This is a genomic window from Streptomyces viridiviolaceus, from assembly GCF_014650995.1.
Taxonomy (GTDB): Bacteria; Actinomycetota; Actinomycetes; order Streptomycetales; family Streptomycetaceae; genus Streptomyces; species Streptomyces viridiviolaceus.
Genome location: NZ_BMWA01000006.1, coordinates 203,331 through 226,868, shown reverse-complemented (window position 1 = coordinate 226,868; position 23,538 = coordinate 203,331). Strand labels below are relative to the sequence as shown.

Genomic DNA, 23,538 nt, shown 5'->3' with positions numbered 1-23,538 from the left:
ACCGTGCGGCATCGGTGCCGTCACTGCCGCCGGGCGGCACGGGCCCGGGCGGCGCGGCAGCGCGAGCGCGGGGCCGAGTGTCAGTGGGGCGTGGCAGGATCGGGGGCGTGGCAGAGACAGCATCGAAGAAGACCGACAGCACCTCCGGCGGCGCCCGCCCGCGCCTGATGCTCATGGACGGGCACTCGCTGGCGTACCGCGCGTTCTTCGCGCTGCCCGCGGAGAACTTCACGACCGCGACGGGCCAGCCGACCAACGCGATCTACGGCTTCGCGTCGATGCTGGCCAACACGCTGCGTGACGAGGAGCCCACGCACTTCGCGGTGGCCTTCGACGTCTCCCGCAAGACCTGGCGCTCCGAGGAGTTCACGGAGTACAAGGCGAACCGCTCCAAGACCCCGGACGAGTTCAGGGGCCAGGTCGAGCTGATCGGCGAGCTGCTCGACGCCATGCACGTGCAGCGTTTCGCCGTCGAGGGCTTCGAGGCGGACGACGTCATCGCCACACTCGCCACGCAGGCCGAGGCCGAGGGTTTCGACGTGCTGATCGTCACCGGCGACCGGGACTCCTTCCAGCTGGTCAGCGAGCGCACCACGGTCCTCTATCCGACCAAGGGCGTCTCCGAGCTGACCCGCTTCACCCCGGAGAAGGTCTTCGAGAAGTACGGACTGACCCCCGCCCAGTACCCCGACTTCGCGGCACTGCGCGGCGACCCGTCCGACAACCTGCCGGGCATCCCGGGCGTCGGCGAGAAGACGGCCGCGAAGTGGATCAACCAGTTCGGGTCGTTCGCGGAGCTGGTCGAGCGCGTCGACGAGGTCAAGGGCAAGGCCGGGCAGAACCTCCGCGACCACCTGGAGTCCGTCAAGCTCAACCGCCGGCTCACGGAGCTGGAGCGGCAGGTCGAGCTGGCGAGGAGCGTCACCGACCTGGAGCGCACCGCGTACGACCGCAAGGGCGTCGCGATGATCCTGGACACCCTGGAGATCCGCAACCCCTCCCTGCGCGAGCGGCTCTTCGCCGTCGACCCCGGTGCCGAGGAGGCCGAGGCCACACCGGTCGTGGCGGACGGTGTCGAGCTGGACGGCACGGTGCTGGGCACGGGCGAGCTCGCGGGCTGGCTCGCCGAGCACGCCACGCAGACCCTCGGCGTCGCCACGGTCGACGCCTGGGCGCTGGGCGCCGGCTCGGTCGCCGAGGTCGCGCTCGCCGCGCCCGACGGAAAGGCCGCCTGGTTCGACCCGTCCCAGCTGGACGAGGCCGACGAGACGGCGTTCGCGGCGTGGCTGTCCGACGGCGACCGGCCGAAGGTCTTCCACAACGCCAAGGGCGCGATGCGTGTCTTCGCCGAGCACGGCTGGGGCGTCGCCGGCGTGGGCATGGACACCGCGCTCGCCGCCTACCTGGTCAAGCCGGGCCGCCGCTCCTTCGACCTGGACGCGCTGTCCCTGGAGTACCTGCACCGCGAGCTGGCCCCCGCCGCCGCGGCCGACGGCCAGCTGGCCTTCGGCGCGGACGACGCGGCCGAAGCCGAGGCGCTGATGGTGCAGGCCCGTGCCGTCCTCGACCTCGGCGAGGCCTTCGAGAGCCGCCTGGAGGACGTCGGCGCCGCGGACCTGCTGCGCGACATGGAACTGCCCACGTCCGCGCTGCTGGCCCGCATGGAGCGGCACGGCATCGCGGCCGACCGGGACCACCTCCAGGCCATGGAGCAGATGTTCGCGGGCGCGGTGCAGCAGGCCGTGAAGGAGGCGCACGCGGCGGCCGGACGCGAGTTCAACCTCGGCTCGCCCAAGCAGCTGCAGGAGGTCCTCTTCGGCGAGCTGAACCTGCCCAAGACGAAGAAGACCAAGACCGGCTACACCACGGACGCCGACGCCCTGGCCTGGCTGGCCGGCCAGACGGACAACGAACTGCCGGTGATCATGCTCCGGCACCGTGAGCAGGCCAAGCTGCGTGTCACCGTCGAGGGCCTGATCAAGACGATCGCCGCGGACGGCCGGATCCACACCACGTTCAACCAGACCGTCGCCGCGACCGGCCGCCTGTCCTCCACGGACCCGAACCTGCAGAACATCCCGGTCCGCACCGACGAGGGCCGGGCGATCCGCCGGGGCTTCGTCGTCGGCGAGGGCTTCGAGTCGCTGATGACGGCCGACTACAGCCAGATCGAACTGCGCGTGATGGCCCACCTCTCCGAGGACGCCGGCCTGATCGAGGCGTTCACCTCCGGCGAGGACCTGCACACCACCGCCGCCGCCCAGGTCTTCTCCGTCGACCCCTCCGCGGTGGACGCCGAGATGCGCCGCAAGATCAAGGCCATGTCCTACGGCCTGGCCTACGGTCTGTCGGCCTTCGGTCTCTCCCAGCAGCTGAACATCGAGGCGGCCGAGGCGCGCGGCCTGATGGACGCCTACTTCGAGCGGTTCGGCGGCGTACGGGACTATCTGCGCCGCGTGGTCGACGAGGCACGGGCGACGGGCTACACGGCGACGCTCTTCGGCCGCCGCCGCTACCTCCCCGACCTCAACAGCGACAACCGCCAGCGCCGCGAGGCGGCCGAGCGCATGGCCCTGAACGCCCCGATCCAGGGCACGGCGGCGGACATCGTCAAGATCGCCATGCTCAACGTGGACAAGGCGCTGCGCGAGGCCGGCCTCACCTCCCGCATGCTGCTCCAGGTCCACGACGAAATCGTCCTGGAGATCGCCCCCGGCGAGCGGGCCGCGGCCGAGGAGATCGTCCGCCGCGAGATGTCGGACGCGGTCCGGCTCAGCGTCCCGCTGGGCGTCTCGGTGGGCGTGGGCCCCGACTGGGAGTCGGCAGCGCACTAGCCTCCGGCGGTAGGGCGGCACGGGCCCGGGGGCGGTGGGGTCGCCCCCAGGGCACGGTTTCCGGGCGCGGGCGCGGGCGCGGGCTTCTGGAGCCGGCTGCGGTGCGGGTCGGAGGCGTCGGCCCCTGGGCGTGCGCGGCCCGACCCCGGCACTGGACGGCAGGGCCGGTCGCCCCTGAACCCCGGGGGCTGATGCCGCCACGCGGTCTCGCTCTTGAGGTGCGGGCCGCGAATCCGGTCGGCACCTCGGCGTCCAGCCGCGCCCGCACGGAGGCGCGTCCCGCAGCCCCCGGCTTCTCGGGGGCTCAGAGGCCCCGGCCTCTCGCACCGCCGACCGCCTGCCCCTGGGGGCCGGGCCACCCGGGCTCTCGCGTACGGGCCCGGTATCGAGCTGCGGTGAAGGCCCCGTCACTCAGGTGGCCCCCGCGAAAAAGCCCCCGCCCCCGTCTCCCGTGAGGATGCGGGCATGGGTATACGCATGCTCCACCACCGGACGGCACCGGCGCGGGCAAGCACCGACGGACGCGCCTGCGTGCCCCTTCTACCGGTCCCGGTCTTCGCGCCGGGCGCAAGCACCGCCCGCATCCCGAACCCCCTCGCGACGGCCCTGCGCCGCACGACGGCAGGCTTCCGCCGCGGACTCGCCCGCCGGGCCCCGGCCACCGCGGGCCCACGCGAGGCGCCCGCCTGGCGCCTGTGGGCCGAGCTGGCCCGCGGTCACCTGGCGCTCGCCCTCACCCTGCTGCCGCGGACCCGCCGCGCCCAGACCTTCACCGTGTTCGTGGCGACCGCCGACAGCCTCAGCGCACGACAGAGCGGCCCGGCTCCACACCGACGTCTCCCGGGCCGCCGGGACCCCGGACCGGACGCCGCGTCCTGACCGCCACTGCGTACAGCAGCAGTCCGGGCACCAGTCCCGCACCCGCCCCGAAGCACACCGTCGGGATCAGCTCCCACGGCTTCGCGGTGGCCCCCCAGTAGTCCCACCAGCGGGTCGCCCGCTGCACCGCCCCGGCGACCGCACAGCCGCCGATCACCGCCCCGGCCCACCACCGGTCCCGCACCGACAGCGCCGGGACCCCCGGCGGCTCGGCCCGGGGCGCCCGGCGCAGCGCCCGCGCCAGGAACACGGCGATCACCACGGCGGCCACCGCCGAACCGCCGTACTGCAGGTACCAGTAGAGCGGCGAGCCGGCGATCTCCCGGCCCAGGACGGGGAACACCCGCATCCCCCACCGGTCGAGATGGGTGAACGCGTCCCACACCACGTGCGTCAGCGCGCCCAGCACCGCCGACACGTACCACCGCGCCACCAGGGACGGCACCACGCGCGCGCGTGGCGCCCCGCAGCGCAGCAGGGCGGCGACACGTCCCCGCCGGCCTCGGGGCAGCAGCGCCACCAGCGGCTCGCGCACCAGCAGCCACAGCCCCACCAGCGCCCAGGCGATGAGCACATCGACGGTGAGCACGCCCCCGAAGGAGTGCGTGACGTCCCCGAACTCCATCGCCCCGGACAGGAAACTCGCCGCGTAATAGGTCATGTCGGGCGCGAAGGAGCCCGCCACCAACGCGGCCGGCAGGAGCCGTCCCCGACCCGTTCCGTCCGTCCGCACGGCGGGCAGCACGGCGGCGGCATGACTGAGGGTGAACGGCAACGTGGCTCCTCACATGGCCAACTGGTGAAAATCGGGCACGAACGGGTGCCCGTGCCAAGGAAGTTGTCGTAGGGTCGCCTGCGGCGCCGTACCGATCGAACAGACGAGCACCGCGCGCGGAAAGTTGCGGTGCAACCCTCGGCGCCGGCAGATCGTCACAACAGGGCGGGCACGACAGACGGAGACGGACGCGAGGGCGTCCACGGGAGGGGTTCACTCTATGGCGGCGCATTTCGGCAGGAGGCTGCGCAAGGGGGCGGTCACCACCACCGTGGCAGCGGTCGCGGTCGCGGCCCTGTCCGCGTCACAGGCTCCCGACGTGACGGCCGACGGCCACGGCAGACGGACCACCGCCGACACCGTGCCGACGCCGGACACGCCCTCGGACGACAGCGCCACCGGCAACTCCCCGTACTACACGGACCTGCCGCCGCTCAACAGCCCGAGCCCCGCGCCGACCGTCGGCACCCCCGTCGCCCGGGGCCCGGCCGAGGCGGGCATCCCCGCGACCGTCCTCGACGCCTACAAGAAGGCCGAGTCGGCGCTGCGCACGGCCAAGCCGGGCTGCAACCTGCCGTGGCAACTCCTCGCCGCCATCGGCAAGGTGGAGTCGGGTCAGGCCCGCGGCGGCCGGGTCGACGCCGAGGGCACCACCCTCAGCCGGATCATCGGCCCGCAGCTCGACGGCAACGGCTTCGCGCTGATCAAGGACACCGACAACGGCGTCTACGACGGCAACAGCAGCTACGACAACGCCGTCGGACCCATGCAGTTCATCCCGTCCACCTGGGCGTGGGCGGGCCGCGACGGCAACGGCGACGGCAAGGAAGACCCCAACAACATCTACGACGCCGCGCTCGCCGCCGGCCACTACCTGTGCCGCAACGGCTGGGACCTGTCGGTCCAGGCCGACCTCAACCGCGCCATCCTCAGCTACAACAACTCGCAGGACTACCTGCACACGGTCCTGTCGTGGCTGGAGTACTACCGCAGGGGCACCCACGAGATCCCCGACGGCACCGGCACGCTGCCCGTGGGCCGCAGCGACGACTCCCCGGGCGCCGGTCCCAGCCCGTCGCCGGGCACGGGTTCGGGCTCCGGTTCGAACGGCGGCTCCGGGTCCTCGTCCGAGCCGCAGACGCCGGGCACGTCGACGCCCGGCCCCGGCAAGCCCACCGACCCCGGCACCTCCAGCCCCGGCGCCCCGAGCCCGACCCCGCCCGGCTCGCAACCCCCGACGACCGTCCCCACACCCACCGACACGGTGCACCACCTGGAGAACGCTGGCACCGCGGGCCTCACCGCGACCGCGGGCGACACGTTCACCGAGAGGATCGGCACCCGCGCCGAGACCGAGGCCGGCAAGGCCGTCGGCAAGGTGCGGATCCGCTTCACCATCCTCGGCGAGACGGACGCCACGTTCACCGGCGGCGAGACCGTCGCCACGGTCACCACCAACAGCTCCGGCGTGGCCGTCGCGCCCGCACTGCGAGCCGGTGAGAAGACCGGGGCGTTCACGGTCCGTGCCACCGTCGTCGGCCGCACGGTCCCCGGCCTCGACTACAAGGCCACCGTCACCGAGCGCGTCGCCGACGCCCTCGCCCGCACCGACGCCACCGCGCTCACCTGCACGCCGGGCGGCGAGTTCGCGAACCAGGTCGAGGTGAAGGCCACCTACAAGGGCGCCGCCGCGGACAAGGTCGCCGTCACCGCCACGCTGGTCAGGTCGGCGACCGACCCGGCCCAGAACGACAAGGGCCCCTACTTCAAGGACGCCGACGGCAAGGCCGTACGCACCCTGAGCGGCCTGCGGACGGACGCCGCCGGCCTGCTGACGCTGCCCAAGCTGTACGCGGACGACACCACCGGCACGTTCGTGCTCCGCCTCACCACCGCGGGCGGCGCCACGCTCGACGTCCAGCTGAAGGTGACCGAGCCCGAACCGTCGCCGAGCCCGTCCACCGGCTCCTCGTCCGAGGCCTCGCCGAGCCCGTCCACCGAGCCCGAGGCCTGATCCTCCGCGGACCCCGGTCCGGGGTCGCACCCGGACCGGGTCACCGTCCCAGCCGCGCCTTGGTGTGCCGCGTCGGCTCCGCGGTGGCCGGGTCCTCGGGCCACGGATGCTTCGGATACCGGCCGCGCAGCTCCGCCCGTACGCCCTTGTAGCCGTCCTTCCAGAAGGAGGCCAGGTCGGCGGTGACGGCGGCCGGACGGCCGGCGGGGGAGAGGAGATGGACGACCAGCGGCACCCCGGCGATCTCGGGTGACCGCTGGAGTCCGAACATCTCCTGCAGCTTCACCGCCAGGACCGGCCGCTCCGGGTCGCCGTAGTCGATCCGGATCCGGGACCCGGAGGGCACGGTGATCCGCTCCGGAGCGAGCTCGTCGAGCCGCGCCGCGTCGCCGGAGGCCCAGGGCAGCAGCCGTGACAGCGCCTGCCCGGCGTCGATCCGCGCCAGGTCGGCCCGCCGCCGGGCCCTGCCGAGCTCGGGCTCCAGCCACTCGTCCACGCGCGCGTGGAGCGCGTCGTCGCGGACGTCGGGCCAGGGCTCCCCGAGGTGCAGGCGCAGGAAGGCGAGCCGCCGGCGCAGGACCTCCGCATCCGCCGACCAGCGCAGCAGCCCGAGCCCCTCCTGCCGCAGCCCCTCCACCAGTGCGCTCCGTACGAGGCCGGGGTCGGCGCCGGTCAGCGGCCGCACCGCCAGCTCGACGGCGCCCAGCCGCTCGACCCGCCGGGCCACGACGTCGCCGTCGGCCCAGTGCACCTCGTCCCGTTCCGCCAGCAGCGCCCCCGCCGCGAGCCGGGCCGTCGCCTCGTCGACGGCAGCACCGAGCTGCACGCGCGCGTGTCCCTTGCCGACGGGCCGGTCGGCCACGGCGACGGCGATCCAGGGCGCCCCGCGCAGCGCCGACCCGTCCGGCAGCTCCGCCCGGGTCCCGGAGACCATGAGATACGAACCGCCGTCCTTCCTGGCCACCCGCTCGGGGAAGGCGAGGGCGGCCACCAGGCCCACGAGGCGGTCCTCGGTGGGCCCTTCCGCGGGCCGCGCCGACTCCTCCGCGGCGGCCCGCAGCCGCCGCACCTCGGTCCGCCACCGTGGTCCGTAGGCGTCACCCCCGCGCCGAGCGGTCCGCAGCGCGGCGGCGAGATCGTCCCCGTACTCCCGCGGCGGCTCCTCGCTGAGCAGAGCGACCACCTCGGCCACCGGGTCCGAAGCGCCCGCGTCGAGCAACGCCCGCCCCAACCGGGGATGCAGCCCCAGCCGAGCCAGCCGCGCGCCCCGCTCGGTGGCCCGTCCGGCGGAGTCCACCGCCCCCACGGCGGCCAGCACCGACCGCGCCGCCGCCATCGCCCCGCCCGGCGGCGGGTCCAGCAAGGCCAGCCCGGACGCGTCCGGGTCGCCCCAGCAGGCCGCCTGCAGCGCGAACGCCGTCAGGTCGGCCACCTTGATCTCCGGAGCCGGGAAACGCGGCAGGCGGGCGTCCTCGGCCTCCGTCCAGCAGCGGTACACCGCACCCGGCGCCTCGCGACCCGCCCGCCCGGCCCGCTGCCGTGCCGCCGCCCGCGAGGCCCGTACCGTCGTCAGCGCGCTCAGCCCGCGCGCGTGATCCACCCGAGGCTCCCGCGCCAGCCCCGCGTCCACCACCACCCGTACGCCCGGCACCGTCAGCGACGACTCGGCCACCGACGTCGCCAGCACCACCCGGCGCCGCTCCCCGGGCGCCAGCACGGCGTCCTGCACGGCCGCAGGCGCGCGCCCGTGCACCTGGAGCACCTCGACGTCCCCGACACCCCCCAGCTGCCCCGCGACCCGGGCGATCTCCCCCACGCCCGGCAGGAAACACAGCACGTCGCCGTCGCGCTCGGCCAGCGCCCGCCGGACCACCGAGGCCACGTGCGTCAGCAGCGCCGGGTCCACGCGCAGCCCGTGCGGCGGCCGGACCGGACGCGCCGGCGGCGCCCACACCACCTCCACCGGATGCGACACGCCCTGTGCCTCGACCACCGGCGCCCCGCCCAGGAGCCGGGCCCAGCCCTCCGCGTCGGTCGTCGCCGACGCCGCCACCAGCCGCAGGTCCGGCCGCAGCGCCTGCCGCACGTCCCACAGGAACGCCGCCGTCGTGTCCGCGTCCAGATGCCGCTCGTGGCACTCGTCGAGGAGCACGGCGTCCACCCCGGCCAGTTCCTGGTCCCGCTGCAGCCGCTGCAGGAGCACGCCGGTCGTGACGACCTCCACGCGCGTGTGCCGCCCGACGACCCGCTCCCCGCGCACGGTGTACCCGACGCTCCCGCCGGGCTGCTCGCCCAGCAGCCACGCCATGCGCCGGGCCGCCGCCCGCGCCGCGATCCGCCGCGGCTCCGCGACGACCACGCGCCGCGCCGGACCCTCACCCAGCAGCCCGGCCAGCGCGAGCGGCACCAGCGTCGTCTTGCCGGTGCCGGGCGGCGCGACGAGAACCGCGGTGCCACGGCCTTCCAGGGCATCGTGCAGAGCGGGCAGGGCACCGCGTACGGGCAGGGCGTCCAGGGCGTCGAAACGGATCACGTCCCCAGTGTCGTACGCCGGTGGAACGACCCTTCACGCACGCGTGCGCGCAACGGGAGGAAGTGTGCGCGGAGGGGAATCAGTCGCGCTCGCACACGAAGATCGCCGTTCCGGGGATCAGGTGCCCGCGCAGCGGCGACCAGCCGCCCCACTCGGAGGTGTTCCAGTCCGGCCACTCCGGCTCCACCAGGTCCACCAGCCGGAACCCGGACGTCACGACGTCCCGGACCCGGTCGCCGAGCGTCCGGTGGTGCTCGACGTACACGGCGAGGCCCTCCTCGTCCTGCTCGACGTACGGCGTGCGGTCGAAGTAGGAGGCGGACACCGACAGCCCCTCGGGACCGGGCTCGTCCGGGAACGCCCAGCGGACGGGATGCGTGACGGAGAAGACGAAGCGGCCCCCGGGGCGCAGCACCCGGCGCACCTCGCGCAGCACCAGCCGCGGGTCGGCGACGAAGGGCAGCGCCCCGTACGCCGAGCAGGCCAGGTCGAAGGAGCCGTCCGCGAACGGCAGCACGGCCGCGTCCGCCTGCACCAGGGGGAAGGCGCCGCCGATCCGCAGCGCGTGCTGGAGCTGGCGGTGGGAGAGGTCCAGGGCCACCGGGCGGGCACCCTGGCGGACCAGCCAGCGCGAGCACTGGGCGGCGCCGGCGCCGATCTCCAGGACGTCCTTGCCCTTCAGCTCCTCCGTGGGGCCGAGCAGCTCGGCCTCCACCTCGTCCAGGCCCTCGGGACACCACACGAAGCGGTCGTCGCCGAGGAAGGTGCCGTGCTCGGTCTGGTACTCGTCCGCGTTCCGGTCCCACCAGCCGCGGTTGGCGCGGGCGCTCTCCGTGACGCCGGCGGCACGCCGGGTGGCCTCCGGTTCTGCGGTCGTTTCGGGCTCTTGGATGACCGGCTCCCTCGTACTAGTCTGCGGGCTCTCCGTACAGCCTTTCCCGGGTGCCACGGAGGGGACGCCGAGGGGTCCGCGTGGCCTCGGGAGACGGCTCTTGTGCCGGGAATGCGGTGATCCGCCCCGGGTGTGCGGCTTCGCGCATTGACCCTGCCCGGCTGCCCCCGTATGCTACAAGTTGCGCTGCGGGCCTGCGCACCTCAGACGTAGCAGGCTGCGCTCGCATCTGTTGTATGTCCCCTCGGTTGTCGAGGCGTATCACTGGTTTTCGCTGGTGGGGCGCTTCCTTGGCTGTCCGGCTTCTGCAGAGCGAAACGGGCTCCCGGCGTAAGCAGTACCTACGACTTCAATGTCCGTACCGGAGCCCTTTCCCACATGACGAGCAGCACCGAGACCACCGCCACCACCCCGCAGGTAGCGGTCAACGACATCGGTAACGAGGAAGCCTTCCTCGCAGCGATCGACGAGACGATCAAGTACTTCAACGACGGCGACATCGTCGACGGCGTCATCGTGAAGGTCGACCGGGACGAGGTCCTGCTCGACATCGGTTACAAGACCGAAGGTGTCATCCCGAGCCGCGAGCTCTCGATCAAGCACGACGTCGACCCGAACGAGGTCGTCGCCGTCGGCGACGAGATCGAGGCCCTGGTCCTCCAGAAGGAGGACAAGGAAGGCCGCCTGATCCTCTCGAAGAAGCGCGCACAGTACGAGCGTGCCTGGGGCACCATCGAGAAGATCAAGGAAGAGGACGGCATCGTCACCGGTACCGTCATCGAGGTCGTCAAGGGTGGTCTCATCCTCGACATCGGCCTCCGCGGCTTCCTTCCGGCCTCCCTGGTCGAGATGCGCCGCGTCCGCGACCTCCAGCCCTACGTGGGCAAGGAGCTCGAGGCGAAGATCATCGAGCTGGACAAGAACCGCAACAACGTGGTCCTGTCCCGCCGTGCCTGGCTGGAGCAGACCCAGTCCGAGGTCCGCCAGACGTTCCTCACGACCCTCCAGAAGGGTCAGGTCCGCTCCGGTGTGGTCTCCTCGATCGTCAACTTCGGTGCCTTCGTGGACCTGGGTGGCGTCGACGGTCTGGTCCACGTCTCCGAGCTGTCCTGGAAGCACATCGACCACCCGTCCGAGGTCGTCGAGGTCGGCCAGGAGGTCACCGTCGAGGTCCTCGACGTCGACATGGACCGCGAGCGCGTCTCCCTGTCGCTGAAGGCGACCCAGGAAGACCCGTGGCAGCAGTTCGCCCGCACCCACCAGATCGGCCAGGTCGTGCCCGGCAAGGTCACGAAGCTGGTTCCGTTCGGTGCGTTCGTCCGCGTGGACGAGGGCATCGAGGGTCTGGTCCACATCTCCGAGCTGGCCGAGCGCCACGTGGAGATCCCGGAGCAGGTCGTCCAGGTCAACGACGAGATCTTCGTCAAGGTCATCGACATCGACCTCGAGCGCCGTCGCATCAGCCTCTCGCTGAAGCAGGCCAACGAGTCCTTCGGTGCCGACCCGACGGCGGTCGAGTTCGACCCGACCCTGTACGGCATGGCCGCGTCCTACGACGACCAGGGCAACTACATCTACCCCGAGGGCTTCGACCCCGAGACCAACGACTGGCTCGAGGGCTACGAGAAGCAGCGCGAGGAGTGGGAGCGCCAGTACGCCGAGGCGCAGCAGCGCTTCGAGCAGCACCAGGCGCAGGTCATCAAGTCCCGCGAGGCGGACGCCCAGGCCGCTGCCGAGGGTGGCGAGGCCGCCGCTCCGGCCGCGTCCGGCGGTTCGTACTCCTCCGAGGGCGGCGACCAGTCCGGCGCCCTGGCGTCGGACGAGGCGCTGGCCGCGCTGCGCGAGAAGCTGGCCGGCGGCCAGAGCTGAGCGCACGCTGAGCAGGAGCTCCTCATCGAGCGGTAGCTCGTGAACCGAGGGCCCGCACCCTTCCCGGGTGCGGGCCCTCGGCGTTCCCCCGGCAGACCGGTCGGCGACCTCGGCGGTACGGCGACCGCGGTCAGGAAGCCTGATCAAGGGCCCGCGCGGGAATGCCCCGGCCAGGGCACGTGTTGTGAGTAGCGAACACGAGGAGGGGAGCGGTCACTGTGCTTGATCCGCAGGGTTTGTACGCATGGGAGCCGAAGGGCCTGGCCGTCGTCGACATGGCGCTCGCCCAGGAGTCGGCCGGTCTGGTCATGCTCTACCACTTCGACGGATACATCGACGCCGGTGAGACCGGTGACCAGATCGTCGACCAGTTGCTCGACTCGCTGCCCCACCAGGTCGTCGCCCGCTTCGACCACGACCGGCTCGTGGACTACCGGGCCCGTCGGCCGCTGCTGACCTTCCAGCGCGACACCTGGACCGGCTACGAGGAACCCACCATCGAGGTGCGGATCGTCCAGGACGCCACCGGAGCGCCCTTCCTGCTGCTGTCGGGTCCCGAGCCGGACGTCGAGTGGGAGCGCTTCGCCGCGGCCGTGCGGCAGATCGTGGAGCGGCTCGGCGTCCGCCTCTCCGTGAACTTCCACGGGATCCCCATGGGCGTCCCCCACACCCGCCCCGTCGGCATCACGCCGCACGGCAACCGCACCGACCTCGTCCCGGGCCACCGCAGCCCGTTCGAGGAGGCCCAGGTGCCCGGCAGCGCGGAGGCCCTCGTCGAGTACCGGCTCCTGCAGGCCGGCCACGACGTCCTGGGCGTCGCCGCCCACGTGCCGCACTACATCGCCCGCTCTCCGTACCCGGACGCGGCCCTGACCGTGCTGGAGGCCATCACGGCGGCCACCGGACTGGTCCTGCCCGGCGTCGCGCACTCCCTGCGCACGGACGCGCACCGCACCCAGACCGAGATCGACCGGCAGGTCCAGGAGGGCGACGAGGAACTCACCGCGCTCGTCCAGGGCCTGGAGCACCAGTACGACGCCGCCGCGGGCGCCGAGACCCGGGGCAACATGCTCGCCGAGCCGGTCGAGATCCCGTCGGCGGACGAGATCGGGCGCGAGTTCGAGCGGTTCCTCGCGGAACGGGAGGGCGACGGCTGACGCCCGCCAGGTGCCCTGTCGGCCGTCGCGTCACCGGCAGGGCCTAAGCTTCCGCTCATGCTGAAGGTGGGCCTGACCGGCGGGATCGGCGCCGGCAAGAGCGAGGTGTCACGGCTGCTCGTCGAGTGCGGGGCCGTACTGATCGACGCGGACCGGATCGCGCGCGAGGTCGTCGCACCGGGGACCGCGGGACTCGCCGCGGTCGTGGAGGCGTTCGGTGAGGACGTGCTCGCCGAGGACGGCGGCCTCGACCGGCCCAAGCTGGGTTCGATCGTGTTCGCCGACCCGGAGAAGCTGGCCGTGCTGAACTCGATCGTGCACCCCCTGGTCGGCGCCCGCTCCCGCGAACTCGAAGAGGCCGCGGCCGAGGACGCCGTGGTCGTCCACGACGTCCCGCTCCTCACGGAGAACGGCCTGGCGCCCCTGTACGACCTGGTGATCGTCGTCGACGCCGCCCCCGCCACCCAGCTCGACCGGCTGGTACGGCTGCGCGGCATGACCGAGCAGGACGCACGCGCGCGCATGGCCGCCCAGGCGACGCGCGAGCAGCGCCGGGAGATCGCGGACGTCGTCATCGACAACGACGTACCGCTGGAGGAGCTGCGGCGCCGCGTGAAGGAGGTGTGGGCCGACCTGGCCCGCAGGGCGCACGAGTCCCACTGAGGGCGCACGAGTCCCGCTGAGCGCCGTGCCGCCCGGCCGTCCCAGGAATAGCCACGTCCGCGCGGGCGTTGAACGCGTCCAGCGAGGGAAGGACTCTACCCGTGCCCGAGACCAGCGGTTCGACCGGACGTACTCCGGAGACGGACGTCATCGACTTCCGTGCCGCCGAGCAACTGCTCGCGGCGCGGGACCCGCGGGGCGCGGTGAAGCTGCTCGACGGCGTCATCGCCGCGCACCCGGAGAACACCGCCGCGCGCCTGCTGCGCGCGCGTGCCTTCTTCGCGGCGGCGCAACTGAGACCCGCCGAGCTGGAGTTCACCGTCGTCCTGGAGCGCGAACCGGACAACGCGTTCGCCCACTTCGCACTCGCCCGCACCTACGAGCGCCAGGGGCGCCCCGACCAGGCCAGGCGCCACTTCCGTCTGGCGGCGGCCCTGGACCCCAACCCGCAGTACCTCGAGCAGGCGCGGTTCGACTCCTGAGCGCGCCGGCCGCGTCGGAGCCCCGGGGCCTACGGCCGGTTCCGCGGCGGCCGGTACGGCGGGATGCCGCGGCCGGGCTGGTAGTGCGGGCCCTGGCGGATGTGCCGGAGGATCACGGCCATGTCGATCGTGACGACCAGCCACAGCACGCCGCAGGCGGCGGCCCAGCCGGGACGCCCGGCGAGGGCGAAGGCCGTGGTCCCGATGACCGCCCAGACCAGGCCCCACACACTCAGCCAGAAACGCGCCCGCAGGGCACTGCGCGCGGTCGCCGGTTCACTGCCCGTACGCATCGGGTCACCATCTCCTGTGGGAAACGTACTCCTCGCCGCGGACGGTCACCAGGACAGACCGGGTGCCGTCAGGACGGGACATCGAGGAGGAGTCATGGAAGAGGGGGAAAGGGACGTGCTGCCGGACGCCGACGACCTGCCCGAGGTCCTTCTGGACCTCGCCGTACCGCACGAGGACATCAACACACTGGTCGGGCTGCGCCGGGCGGTCACGGGGGATGCCGGGACCGTGCGGCTCCTGGAGGAGTGCGTCCAGGAACTGGTGCGCGGCCTCGGTGAGGTCGGCGGATCAACGAGTGGCCCGGACCGGTTCGGCGAGCGCCTGGCCGAGGCGCCGTCAGCGCTGGGTGCCTACTTCGCCGCCTATGTGTTCGTCGCGGCGCTGCCGCACACGCGCGCCTACCACCGCGAGCGCGGCGTTCCGGCCGACGTCACCCGGCACACCCTCGCCGACCTGGGCCGGAACATGGCGGGCCACCGCCGGCGGCACGGTACGGGAGGGGTGCAGGCACCGGGGTGGCTCGCGCACCACTTCCGCGGGGAGATCTACCAGCTGGGGCGTCTGCAGTTCGAGCGGGCACGGATCGGGCAGCGCACGGCACCGGTGCTGAGGTCGGCCGGGCTGGACGCCGTGCCGGGAGAGCCCTGTCTGACCCTGCACATCCCCGACTTCCGCGGGCCCTTGTCACCGGGCGCCTGCGACCGCTCCCTCGCGCTCGCCCGGGAGTTCTTCCCGCGGCACTTCCCCGAGGAACCGTACCGGGCCGCGACCTGCCACTCCTGGCTGCTCGACCCCCAGCTGAAGGACCACCTGCCCGCCGACTCCAACATCGTCCGCTTCCAGGAGCGCTTCCGGGTGGCCCGGGCGGACACGGGACCCGACGACGCCGAGGCCGTACGGTTCGTGTTCGGCAACCCGTGCCTGGCGGCCGAGAGCCTGCCACGGCGCACTTCGGTGGAGCGCGCCGTCGGGGACCATCTGCGCGCGGGTGGCCACTGGTACCTCGGGCACGGCTGGTTCCTGCTCCGATCCGGCCGACACGGCCGCGGCCCCCGCGGCGTTCACTGGGTCGGGTGAACCGCGCCCGTGTGGGAACGGGCGTGCGGGCGCGGCCCGTTGGCCGGGCATGGAGCTGAAAATGCGAGAGGGACACCAGGGGACGGGACCCGGGGCCATCACCCCGGACGGCTGCGCGGTCGAGCTCTACTCGCGGCTGCCCGTGGGAGACGAGCCGGACATCGTCGCCGGCGCCGTGCCCGCAGGCGCACGCATCCTGGAGCTCGGCAGCGGCGTGGGGCGCGTGACACGACCTCTGTTGGAGCGCGGGTTCACGGTCACGGCGGTGGACGAGTCGGCCGAGATGCTGGAGCACGTCAGCGGCGCGCGGACCATACGCAGCCCCATCGAGGACCTGGACCTGGGCGAGACGTTCGACGTGGTGATGCTGGCGTCCTTCCTCGTGCACACCGGGGACGTCGAGGTGCGCCGGGGGCTGCTGCGCACCTGTGCCCGGCACGTCGCGGAGGACGGCTGTGTACTGATCCAGCGGGAGGGCGAGGACTACCACACGAACCTGCCGCGTGAGCGGGTCGACCCCAGCGGCTTCACCGTGCGGATCGTGTCGTCGGAACCGGTGGGGGACGGCGTGAACGCGGTGCGCGCGGAGTACGAGTTCCCGGACGCGGTCTGGACGCAGACCTTCCGGGCCCGGCCGCTGACGAAGGAGCAGTTCGAGGAAGCCCTCGGGGAGGCGGGCCTGAAGGTGGACCGGTATCTGACCGAGGACCAAACCTGGGTGAGGGCCGTGCCGGCGGGCTAGGAAGCCGGGCGGCGGGTTTCGTCTGGGAGCGATGAGTTCGGGGGCGAAGGGCGGTCTTACCTGCGACACAGCACGGACCGCTTCCCCCAGGAGAACCCGATGTCCGAGACCGCCGCTCCGACCACTGCCGCCGCTTCCGTCACCTCCTCCCGTGGCCGGGGCGCCCGGATCACGCTGCGCGTGGTCCAGGTGCTCCTCGCCCTGTTCTTCGGGGCAGCGAGCGCTCTGCCCAAGCTGATCGCCCACTCGTCGGCGGCCGAGACCTTCGACGAGATGGGCTGGGGCAGCGCGGGCATGTACGCCATCGGCATCCTCGAACTGGCCGGAGCGGTGGCCCTGTTGGTCCCGGTGCTGCAGTCGGTGGCGGCCATGGCGCTGAGCGCGCTGCTCGTCGGGGCGTTCGTCGTCCAGCTCACCGTCTTCGACGGGGAGAACGCGGCGACACCCGTCATCCTGATCGTGCCGCTGCTCGTCATCGCCTGGGCGCGCCGAGAGCGCAACGCGGAGCTGCTGCGGTCGGTCCGCCGACGCGGATGACCGTGCCCTCAGCTTCCTTCGGGGCGGCCGGGGCGGCTCTGGCGGCCGGGTTGGCCGGGGTGGCCGGGTTGGCCCAGACCCCCGAGTCCGCGCAGGCGTTCCAGCTCGCGCCGGTCGCGCTTGGTCGGGCGGCCGGCGCCCCGGTCCCGGATGCCGGCCGGGGCGACGGCCTCGCGGGGCGGGGGCGGCGGCGAGTTGTCGATGTAGCACTGGGCGGCCACCGGGGCGCCGACACGCTTGCGGATCAGCCGTTTGACGACGACGATCCGCTCCCTGCCCTCCTGGCGCAGGCGTACCTCGTCGCCGACGCGCAGGGAATGAGCGGGCTTCACCCGCTCGCCGTTCACCCGAACGTGACCGCCCCGGCAGGCGGTGGCCCCGAGGGAGCGGGTCTTGATCAGGCGGACGGCCCAGATCCAGCTGTCGACGCGGACGGTCTCGCCGGGCTGCGGCCCCGCCGCCTCGGCGGCGGCGACGGCAGCGGCGATCTTCGGGTCCGTGGCCTGATGAGCGTCCCGCTCCGCGGTCGTCTCAGCGGCCTGACCGGCGGGGTTCACCCCGGCCTTCGCAGTAGCGGAATCCCGTGGGCCGCCCGCCCGGCCGTCCCTGTCCTCGTCATGCTCGAAAGCCATGTCCCCGACCTTAACTCCCGAGGCTCGGCAGGTGGGCCGGGCGGCCGAGGTGAGCGGGATCCTCGGTCCTACGGTCGGGGGTCTTACGGTTGAGGGATGGACACCAGCGGCCTCGTCGGACTCGACCAGCGGATCGCGGGCTGCCGGGCCTGCCCGCGGCTGGTCGCCTGGCGGGAGGAGGTGGCCCGCACCAAACGGGCGGCCTTCGCCGACTGGACGTACTGGGGCCGGCCGGTGCCGGGCTTCGGTCCGCCGGACGCCCGCCTGCTGATCGTCGGGCTCGCCCCCGCGGCCCACGGCGGGAACCGCACCGGCCGGATGTTCACCGGCGACCGGTCCGGGGACGTGCTGTACCAGGCCCTGTACGACGTGGGTCTCGCCTCGCAGCCCACCGCGGTCGCCGCTGACGACGGACTGGAGCTGTACGGCGTGCGCGTCACCTCGCCGGTGCACTGCGCGCCGCCCGCCAACAAACCCACCCCCGAGGAGCGCGACACCTGCCGCCCGTGGCTCGTCCAGGAGCTGAAGCTGCTGCGCCCGACGCTGCGGGCCGTGGTCGTGCTCGGCGCGTTCGGCTGGCAGGCCGCGCTGCCCGCGTTCGCGGAGGCCGGCTGGAGCGTGCCCAGGCCGAGACCGGCCTTCGCGCACGGCACACGGGTGGCCCTCGGCGGACTGGACCTCTTCGGGTGCTTCCACGTCAGCCAGCGCAACACCTTCACCGGCCGGCTCACCCCCGCGATGCTCCGGGAGGTGCTGGGCACGGCGGCGCGGGCGGCGGGCCTGCCGGCCGGAAACGGGGCGACGGGGCCGGCGTAGGGCGTTAGCGTGCCGGGATGAGCCTGTATCCGGAGATCGAACCGTACGACCACGGCATGCTCGACGTCGGTGACGGCAACCGAATCCACTGGGAGACCTGCGGCAATCCGCACGGCAAGCCCGCGGTGGTGCTGCACGGCGGGCCCGGGTCCGGCGCGAGCGCGAACTTCCGGCGCTATTTCGACCCCTCCGCGTACCGGATCGTGCTTCTCGACCAGCGCGGCTGCGGGCGCTCGACGCCGCACGCGAGCGCGCACGACACCGACATGAGCGTCAACACCACGGCTCACGTCATGGCCGACCTGGAGCTGCTGCGGCGGCACCTCGGCATCGAGCGGTGGCTGGTGTGGGGCGTGTCCTGGGGATCGGTGCTGGGGCTGCGCTACGCCCAGACGCACCCCCATGCCGTGACGGAGCTGGTGCTCACGGCGGTCGCGACCGGTTCCAACCCCGAGGTCTCGCTGATGACCAAGGGCCTCGGGAAGATCTTCCCCGAGGCGTTCGCACGGTTCCTGGCGGTGCTTCCCGAGGACGAGCGGGACGGGAACCTCGCCGCTGCCTGCAACCGGCTGCTGGAATCCCCCGACCCGCGAGTGCGTGAGCGGGCGGCACGTGCCTGGACGGACTGGGAGACGGCGATCGCGTCGGCGCCGCCGCGCTCGGTGGCGCGGTACGAGGATCCGGTGTTCCGCATGGGCTTCGCGCGCATGGTGACGCACTACTGGGGCCAGGACCACTTCCTCGGCGACGGCAACGACGAGGGCGTCGTCCTGCGCGACGCAGGTCTCCTGAAGGGCATCCCCGGCACCCTGGTGCAGGGCGGACTCGACCCCGGCAACCTGCTCGGCACCGTGTGGCGGCTCCACCACGCCTGGCCCGGCAGCGAGTTGCTGCTCGTGGACGAGGCCGGCCACAGCGCGAGCGCGCCGGGCGTGACGGAACTGCTCGTCGCGGCGACGGACAAGTACGCCGCACGCCGGGGAACGGCGGACTGACCGGAGCCGCCGCCGGCCGGCGCCGGGTCAGGGACGCCAGACGAACCGCACGTCCGGCTCCCGCTCCTCGTTGCCCCGGCCGTCCGTCCACTCGGCGGCGACGAATCCGTGCCGCTCGTAGAAGCGCTGGGCGGGCCTGTTGACCTGGAAGGTCCACAGGCTCAGCCCTTCAGGGCTGCGTTCCTTGGCGAGCCGGACGAACAGGTCGCCGATACCGCGTCCGCGCCGGCCGGGGTCGAGGTACAGCTGGGAGAGCACGTCGCCGTCGAGCACCATCACCCCGACGATTCCGTCCCCGTCCTCCTCCGCGACCCATGTCTCCCGCGACGGCACCACGACGTCCCGGAAGTACGCGCGCACCTCGCCGTCGGAGCGTGGCCTGACGACCGTGGGCAGTGCGGCGGCGAAGGAGCGCAGCCAGACGTCGGCCGCGGCGCGGGCGTCGGCGGCCGTGGCCCGCCGCAGGACCGGGTACTCCCGGCTCACGGCCGCGCCTCCTCCGGTACGACGGCCGTCGCCGTGATCTCCACCAACTGCCCCGAGTAGCCGAGACAGGCCACCCCGATCAGCGTCGAGGAATGCGGTCCGGCACTGAGCCCGGACGCCTCGACGACGTCCCAGACGGCGGACAGAACGGCGGTCTCACCACTCACGACGTACACATCGGTCGCGACGACATGCGCCAGGTCGCTTCCCACAGCGCGCAGTTGCTCCCCGAGGTTGGCGATCACCTGCTCGGCCTGCCGGACCGGATCCCCTTCACCGATCAGCTTCCCCTCGGCGTCGAGGGGGACGGAACCGGCCAGGAAGGCGAGCTTCGTCCCGGCCTCGACGACGGAGGCGTGGGAGTAGAGGGGTGGCGGGAAGAGACCGGGCACGGTGACGCGCTGGATCACAGGGGCTCCTGGGGCGGTGGCTGCGAACGGTCGACACCGTGATCGTCCGCTCCTCGCCCGGCCGCCGCATCCGAATTTCCCGGGCGTGCACGGGTCTGCGGCGGGAGGCCTCCCTGCGGCGCGAGGCTTCCCCAGGGCGGGTCTCCTCCCTGCGGTGGGACGCACCCTGTGGCGGGGACGCCCCCCTGCGGCGGGATCGCTCCCGGGGATCGGGTTTCTCTCCGCGGTCGGTCTCCTCCCTGGGGTCGGTCTCCTTCCTGCGGTCGGTCTCCTCCCTGGGGTCGGTCTCCTCCCTGCAGTCGGTCTCCTTCCTGCGGTCGGTCTCCTCCCTGGGGTGGGATCCGAGCCGACAGCACCCGCCGGGTGCGCCGAGCGGTCGCCCCGGCCGTCGCGGACCGGCGTGCGGCAGCCGCCGACGCGGCCCGGAACGCGGCGTCGCGCTCCGCGGCCTCGACCCGCTCGACGGCGTACAGAGGAGTCGGCGGCGCCGAGCCGACGTGCGGATGGGCGCGCAGCAGATCGGGCTCCCCGAGCAGTCGGCGCACCAACCCGGCGGTCCAGCCCCTGGCCCGCAGCCCGGCCGTCGAGACGTACGCACGCCCCTGCCCGTCGCCGCTCCGCCCGCGGTCCCTCGCCCGTGCCGTCATCACGACCTCCCCAGTCGATCGAGTCGTCGCTACGCTCCGTGACCACTTCATTGATAACCCGCGCCACTGACAATCGCCCCGCGCACGGCGCCCGCGTACCCTTGCGAGCCCTGTCCCCGACCACCAGGAGCCCACAGCCGTGCCCTCCCTCCCGGACCAGGTCTTCCTCGACACCACCGCCGACCGTCTCGCCGCCCTGCCCACCGTCCGGGCGGTCACCCTCGGCGGCTCCCGGGCCCAGGGCACCCACCGTCCGGACAGCGACTGGGACATGGCGATCTACTACCGGGGCGCCTTCGACCCGGCGGACCTCCGAGCGGTCGGCTGGACGGGCGAGGTCTCCGAGATCGGCGCCTGGGGCGGAGGTGTCTTCAACGGCGGCGCCTGGCTCACGATCGACGAACGCCGGGTCGACGTGCACTACCGCGACCTCGACGTCGTCGAGCACGAGAGGGCGGAGGCGGAGGCGGGACGCTTCCGAGTCGAGCCGCTGATGTTCCACCTGGCGGGCATCCCGACGTACCTGGTCGTCGCGGAACTCGCGATCAACGAGGTGCTGCGCGGGGAACTGCCCCGCCCCGCCTACCCGGACGCCCTGCGCGCCACCGCCCCCGGACGCTGGCACGGCGACGCCGCGGCCACCCTCGCCTACGCCAAGGCCGGCCACGCCCCCAAGGGCGCCCTCACCCAGGTCGCGGGCGCCATCGCCCTCGCCACCGCACAGACCGCCCACGCGGTACTGGCGGCACGCGGGCAGTGGGTCACCAATGAGAAGGGGCTCGTCGAGCGGGCAGGGCTGACCGCAGTCGACGCACTGACGGCGAGCCTCACCCCGGATCCCGAAGCTCTGGCCGCCCGTGTCACGGAGGCAGACGTTCTTCTGGCCCGGGCTGTGGAGGCGGCTGTGCGCGGCTAGGCGTTCCCGTGTGCAGCCCACGAACGCCGTCGTGCGTCGGCTCCTTGCATGATGTGCTGTGCCGCGGGTTGATCCATCCGCGGTCAGGAGATCCACTTGGGGGCACACGCGGTGCGTGTCAGGTACGACCAGCGAGCACTGGCACTCGTGGAGGTGCGGGGCGGGCAGCGGGACTGGGAGAAGGCGGAGGACGAGTTCGAGCGGCGCGGGTGGCCGGTCGTCACCTCGTTCGCGCGAGGCGATGACCTTTCGGCGGGAGTGCTGACCCCGGATCCCGACTCGCGGCTGTACTGCGTGGAAGTACACCTGATGGGCGCCCGGAACAGCAGGACCGAGCGGGCAGCCGCCTGGCGGGTCCAGCGTCTGGCGCGGACGGCCCGGATCGAGATGTACGTCAGACGCTGCGACTTGCTCGACGTCGACCGGGAGCAGCTCACCGAGTGGCGGGTCCACAGCGTCGCGCATCGTCCGCCCCTGCGCTCGCCGCACGGTCCGCCGGGCCTGCGCGCGACACTGCGCCGGAAGTGGGCCATGGCCCGCGCCAGGCTGACGGAGCGGAGAGGACGCCATGACATCGGTACGTACGTGAGCGGCACCGCCTCGGAAGCCAGGAGGCTCGCCCGGATGGGCATGCCGACGGGAGCCCCGGCCCGCACGGACGTCGATGTGCGCACCCTGCACGGTCGGGAGCGCGGTCACATCGTGCTCAGACGCGAGGAGGACGGAAAGCGCCGGCAGTACCGGCTCATGGCGTGGTTGCTGGCGATGACGTCCCTCGCCGTCGTCGCCCAGCACCAGAGCGGCTCTCGGGCCTGGTTCTGGGGGATGTGCGCGGCGGCCTGCTTCGCGGGGTCGGTGCGCAGCGGCAGCAGGATCTTCCTGTCGGGCGGACGTGCGCCGAGCGTCGTCATCGTGTGCTTGGCGGCGTCGATCCTCCTGGGGTTCACTCTCGGCTGGTTCTCCTCGGAGACAGAGGCACTGACGCCACTCCAGATGCTCGTCTACAACGCCTCCGCGCTCACCGCGATCGGCGTCTGGCTCCTGATACGGCAGTGGACCTGGGGCGAGTGGCTGACCTGGGCGGCCCCCCTCGTGTTCACCGCACTGGTGTCGTTCGCCGTCGCGTCGGGTTCCGTGCTCCACGCCCTGTACGCGGACGCGCTCGGGCTCGACCCGGAGGATCTGGACGTGCCGGGCATCTGGCAGGTGCTGGCGGCCGGCAGGCTGTTGAGCTTCCTGAGTCTGGCCCTGTTCGTACCGGCCGGCTGGGGCATCGCGAAGCATGTGCACGCGTCCTTCGTCCGCCCGGGGGAGGACACGAACGTCCTGCTGTACGTGGCCGCACAGACCCTGGTGATCGGGCTGGTCGCCGTCCTCGCCGTCAACTCCGCGAACGACGCGGCCGAGGCCGTGAAGAAGGCCGCCGGGGAACGGAAGTCCCCTCCACCGTACTTCGGGGTCGACGCCGAGTGGACCTGTGTGGAGCCGACGGTCGCCCGGAAGCAGCTGAACGTACAGGGCGGTGAACTGCGTCCCGGGCTCCCCTACCTGTCGTTCGGTGTCGCCGGAGACGACGTCGTGCTGTGGGACCCGGACACCGCCGAACCGTTCAAGGTGCCGACGGGGCAGGTGCGTCTGCTTCCCGCGAAGGAACCCCGGGAGGCGTGCGACTTCCCCGCCCGGAAGTGGGAACAGCAGTAGACCGGGAGACACCCGGCCCGCCGGCCCGCCGCCCCGCGTGTGCCGTGTCACACGATTCGCGTGCCGTGTCACATCGCGGAAACGCCCGCGTTCGCTTCCGTGCACGTGCGCGCTCTACGGTGGAGACCGCAACCATTTCAGCCCGGCCACTGTCGCCCGAAGGCTCACCCCCGCCCTCGACCAGACG

At 72.9% G+C, this 23,538-nt stretch carries 21 protein-coding genes; 14 read left to right on the top strand and 7 right to left on the bottom strand.

The features are described from left to right. Positions 1–107 precede the first annotated feature (107 nt). Positions 108–2,834, top strand: a complete 2,727-nt coding sequence (polA, locus tag IE260_RS10500) for a DNA polymerase I (RefSeq protein ID WP_189870257.1) — start codon at positions 108–110, stop codon at positions 2,832–2,834. A gap of 465 nt (positions 2,835–3,299) precedes the next feature. Continuing rightward, positions 3,300–3,713, top strand: a complete 414-nt coding sequence (locus IE260_RS10495) for a hypothetical protein (protein ID WP_189870256.1) — start codon at positions 3,300–3,302, stop codon at positions 3,711–3,713. On the opposite strand, the gene IE260_RS10490 is transcribed toward IE260_RS10495, so the two are convergent. Further along, the gene (locus IE260_RS10490; RefSeq protein WP_189870255.1) at positions 3,634–4,488 is read right to left on the bottom strand and encodes a DUF4184 family protein; all 855 of its coding nucleotides are present in this window, start codon (positions 4,486–4,488) and stop codon (positions 3,634–3,636) included. The genes IE260_RS10495 and IE260_RS10490 overlap by 80 nt on opposite strands. Before the next feature lie 220 nt (positions 4,489–4,708). Between IE260_RS10490 and IE260_RS10485 the strand changes: the two genes are divergently transcribed. Beyond that, a complete protein-coding gene (locus tag IE260_RS10485) occupies positions 4,709–6,502 on the top strand; it encodes a lytic transglycosylase domain-containing protein (protein WP_189870254.1) in 1,794 nt (597 codons plus the stop codon). 40 nt (positions 6,503–6,542) lie between these two features. Here the strand turns inward: IE260_RS10485 and hrpB are convergent, their stop codons facing one another. Continuing rightward, a complete protein-coding gene (gene hrpB / locus IE260_RS10480) occupies positions 6,543–9,035 on the bottom strand; it encodes an ATP-dependent helicase HrpB (protein WP_189870253.1) in 2,493 nt (830 codons plus the stop codon). 79 nt (positions 9,036–9,114) lie between these two features. Next, positions 9,115–9,984, bottom strand: a complete 870-nt coding sequence (locus tag IE260_RS10475) for a class I SAM-dependent methyltransferase (RefSeq protein WP_189870252.1) — start codon at positions 9,982–9,984, stop codon at positions 9,115–9,117. Positions 9,985–10,305: 321 nt separating this feature from the next. Here IE260_RS10475 and rpsA point away from each other — a divergent pair, with 321 nt between their 5' ends. The 4 genes from rpsA to IE260_RS10455 all read left to right on the top strand — a co-directional run bounded on the left by rpsA (position 10,306) and on the right by IE260_RS10455 (position 14,098). After that, on the top strand, positions 10,306–11,796 hold the full coding sequence (gene rpsA, locus IE260_RS10470) for a 30S ribosomal protein S1 (RefSeq protein WP_189870251.1): 1,491 nt from the start codon (positions 10,306–10,308) through the stop codon (positions 11,794–11,796). 218 nt (positions 11,797–12,014) lie between these two features. Then, positions 12,015–12,953 (top strand): PAC2 family protein, encoded by a 939-nt coding sequence (locus IE260_RS10465; RefSeq protein ID WP_189870250.1) that lies wholly within the window; start codon positions 12,015–12,017, stop codon positions 12,951–12,953. A 57-nt stretch (positions 12,954–13,010) separates the two neighbouring features. Then, positions 13,011–13,616: a dephospho-CoA kinase gene (gene coaE, locus IE260_RS10460; protein ID WP_189870249.1), complete on the top strand. Its 606-nt coding sequence runs from the start codon at positions 13,011–13,013 to the stop codon at positions 13,614–13,616. A 101-nt stretch (positions 13,617–13,717) separates the two neighbouring features. After that, positions 13,718–14,098 (top strand): tetratricopeptide repeat protein, encoded by a 381-nt coding sequence (locus IE260_RS10455; RefSeq protein WP_188180820.1) that lies wholly within the window; start codon positions 13,718–13,720, stop codon positions 14,096–14,098. A 29-nt stretch (positions 14,099–14,127) separates the two neighbouring features. Here IE260_RS10455 and IE260_RS10450 read toward each other — a convergent pair whose 3' ends face one another. Then, positions 14,128–14,391 (bottom strand): DUF6343 family protein, encoded by a 264-nt coding sequence (locus tag IE260_RS10450; RefSeq protein WP_189870248.1) that lies wholly within the window; start codon positions 14,389–14,391, stop codon positions 14,128–14,130. A gap of 94 nt (positions 14,392–14,485) precedes the next feature. On the opposite strand from IE260_RS10450, the gene IE260_RS10445 reads away from it, so the two are divergent. The 3 genes from IE260_RS10445 to IE260_RS10435 all read left to right on the top strand — a co-directional run bounded on the left by IE260_RS10445 (position 14,486) and on the right by IE260_RS10435 (position 16,748). Then, a complete protein-coding gene (locus IE260_RS10445; RefSeq protein WP_373303331.1) occupies positions 14,486–15,469 on the top strand; it encodes an acyltransferase domain-containing protein in 984 nt (327 codons plus the stop codon). A gap of 61 nt (positions 15,470–15,530) precedes the next feature. Then, complete coding sequence (locus tag IE260_RS10440; protein ID WP_189870247.1) at positions 15,531–16,211, top strand: class I SAM-dependent methyltransferase; 681 nt, start codon at positions 15,531–15,533, stop codon at positions 16,209–16,211. A 99-nt stretch (positions 16,212–16,310) separates the two neighbouring features. Continuing rightward, positions 16,311–16,748 (top strand): DoxX family protein, encoded by a 438-nt coding sequence (locus IE260_RS10435; RefSeq protein ID WP_189870246.1) that lies wholly within the window; start codon positions 16,311–16,313, stop codon positions 16,746–16,748. An 8-nt stretch (positions 16,749–16,756) separates the two neighbouring features. On the opposite strand, the gene IE260_RS10430 is transcribed toward IE260_RS10435, so the two are convergent. Then, on the bottom strand, positions 16,757–17,380 hold the full coding sequence (locus IE260_RS10430) for an RNA-binding S4 domain-containing protein (RefSeq protein ID WP_229880612.1): 624 nt from the start codon (positions 17,378–17,380) through the stop codon (positions 16,757–16,759). Between the two features lie 96 nt (positions 17,381–17,476). Here IE260_RS10430 and IE260_RS10425 point away from each other — a divergent pair, with 96 nt between their 5' ends. Together IE260_RS10425 and pip are read left to right on the top strand one after the other, a co-directional pair. Further along, entirely contained in the window at positions 17,477–18,196 is a 720-nt protein-coding gene (locus tag IE260_RS10425; RefSeq protein ID WP_189870245.1) for a uracil-DNA glycosylase, read from the top strand. Positions 18,197–18,213: 17 nt separating this feature from the next. Then, positions 18,214–19,191: a prolyl aminopeptidase gene (gene pip / locus IE260_RS10420; protein WP_189870244.1), complete on the top strand. Its 978-nt coding sequence runs from the start codon at positions 18,214–18,216 to the stop codon at positions 19,189–19,191. A 27-nt stretch (positions 19,192–19,218) separates the two neighbouring features. Here pip and IE260_RS10415 read toward each other — a convergent pair whose 3' ends face one another. After that, complete coding sequence (locus IE260_RS10415; RefSeq protein ID WP_189870243.1) at positions 19,219–19,677, bottom strand: GNAT family N-acetyltransferase; 459 nt, start codon at positions 19,675–19,677, stop codon at positions 19,219–19,221. Then, positions 19,674–20,087 carry a RidA family protein gene (locus IE260_RS10410; protein WP_189870242.1) on the bottom strand — a complete coding sequence of 138 codons (414 nt, stop codon included), beginning with the start codon at positions 20,085–20,087 and terminating at the stop codon, positions 19,674–19,676. Before IE260_RS10410 ends, IE260_RS10415 begins: the two co-directional genes overlap by 4 nt. Positions 20,088–20,873: 786 nt before the next feature. Here IE260_RS10410 and IE260_RS10405 point away from each other — a divergent pair. Further along, the gene (locus tag IE260_RS10405; protein WP_189870241.1) at positions 20,874–21,650 is read left to right on the top strand and encodes a nucleotidyltransferase domain-containing protein; all 777 of its coding nucleotides are present in this window, start codon (positions 20,874–20,876) and stop codon (positions 21,648–21,650) included. 96 nt (positions 21,651–21,746) lie between these two features. Beyond that, positions 21,747–23,351 carry a DMT family transporter gene (locus IE260_RS10400; protein ID WP_229880610.1) on the top strand — a complete coding sequence of 535 codons (1,605 nt, stop codon included), beginning with the start codon at positions 21,747–21,749 and terminating at the stop codon, positions 23,349–23,351. The last annotated feature ends 187 nt before the right edge of the window (positions 23,352–23,538 follow it).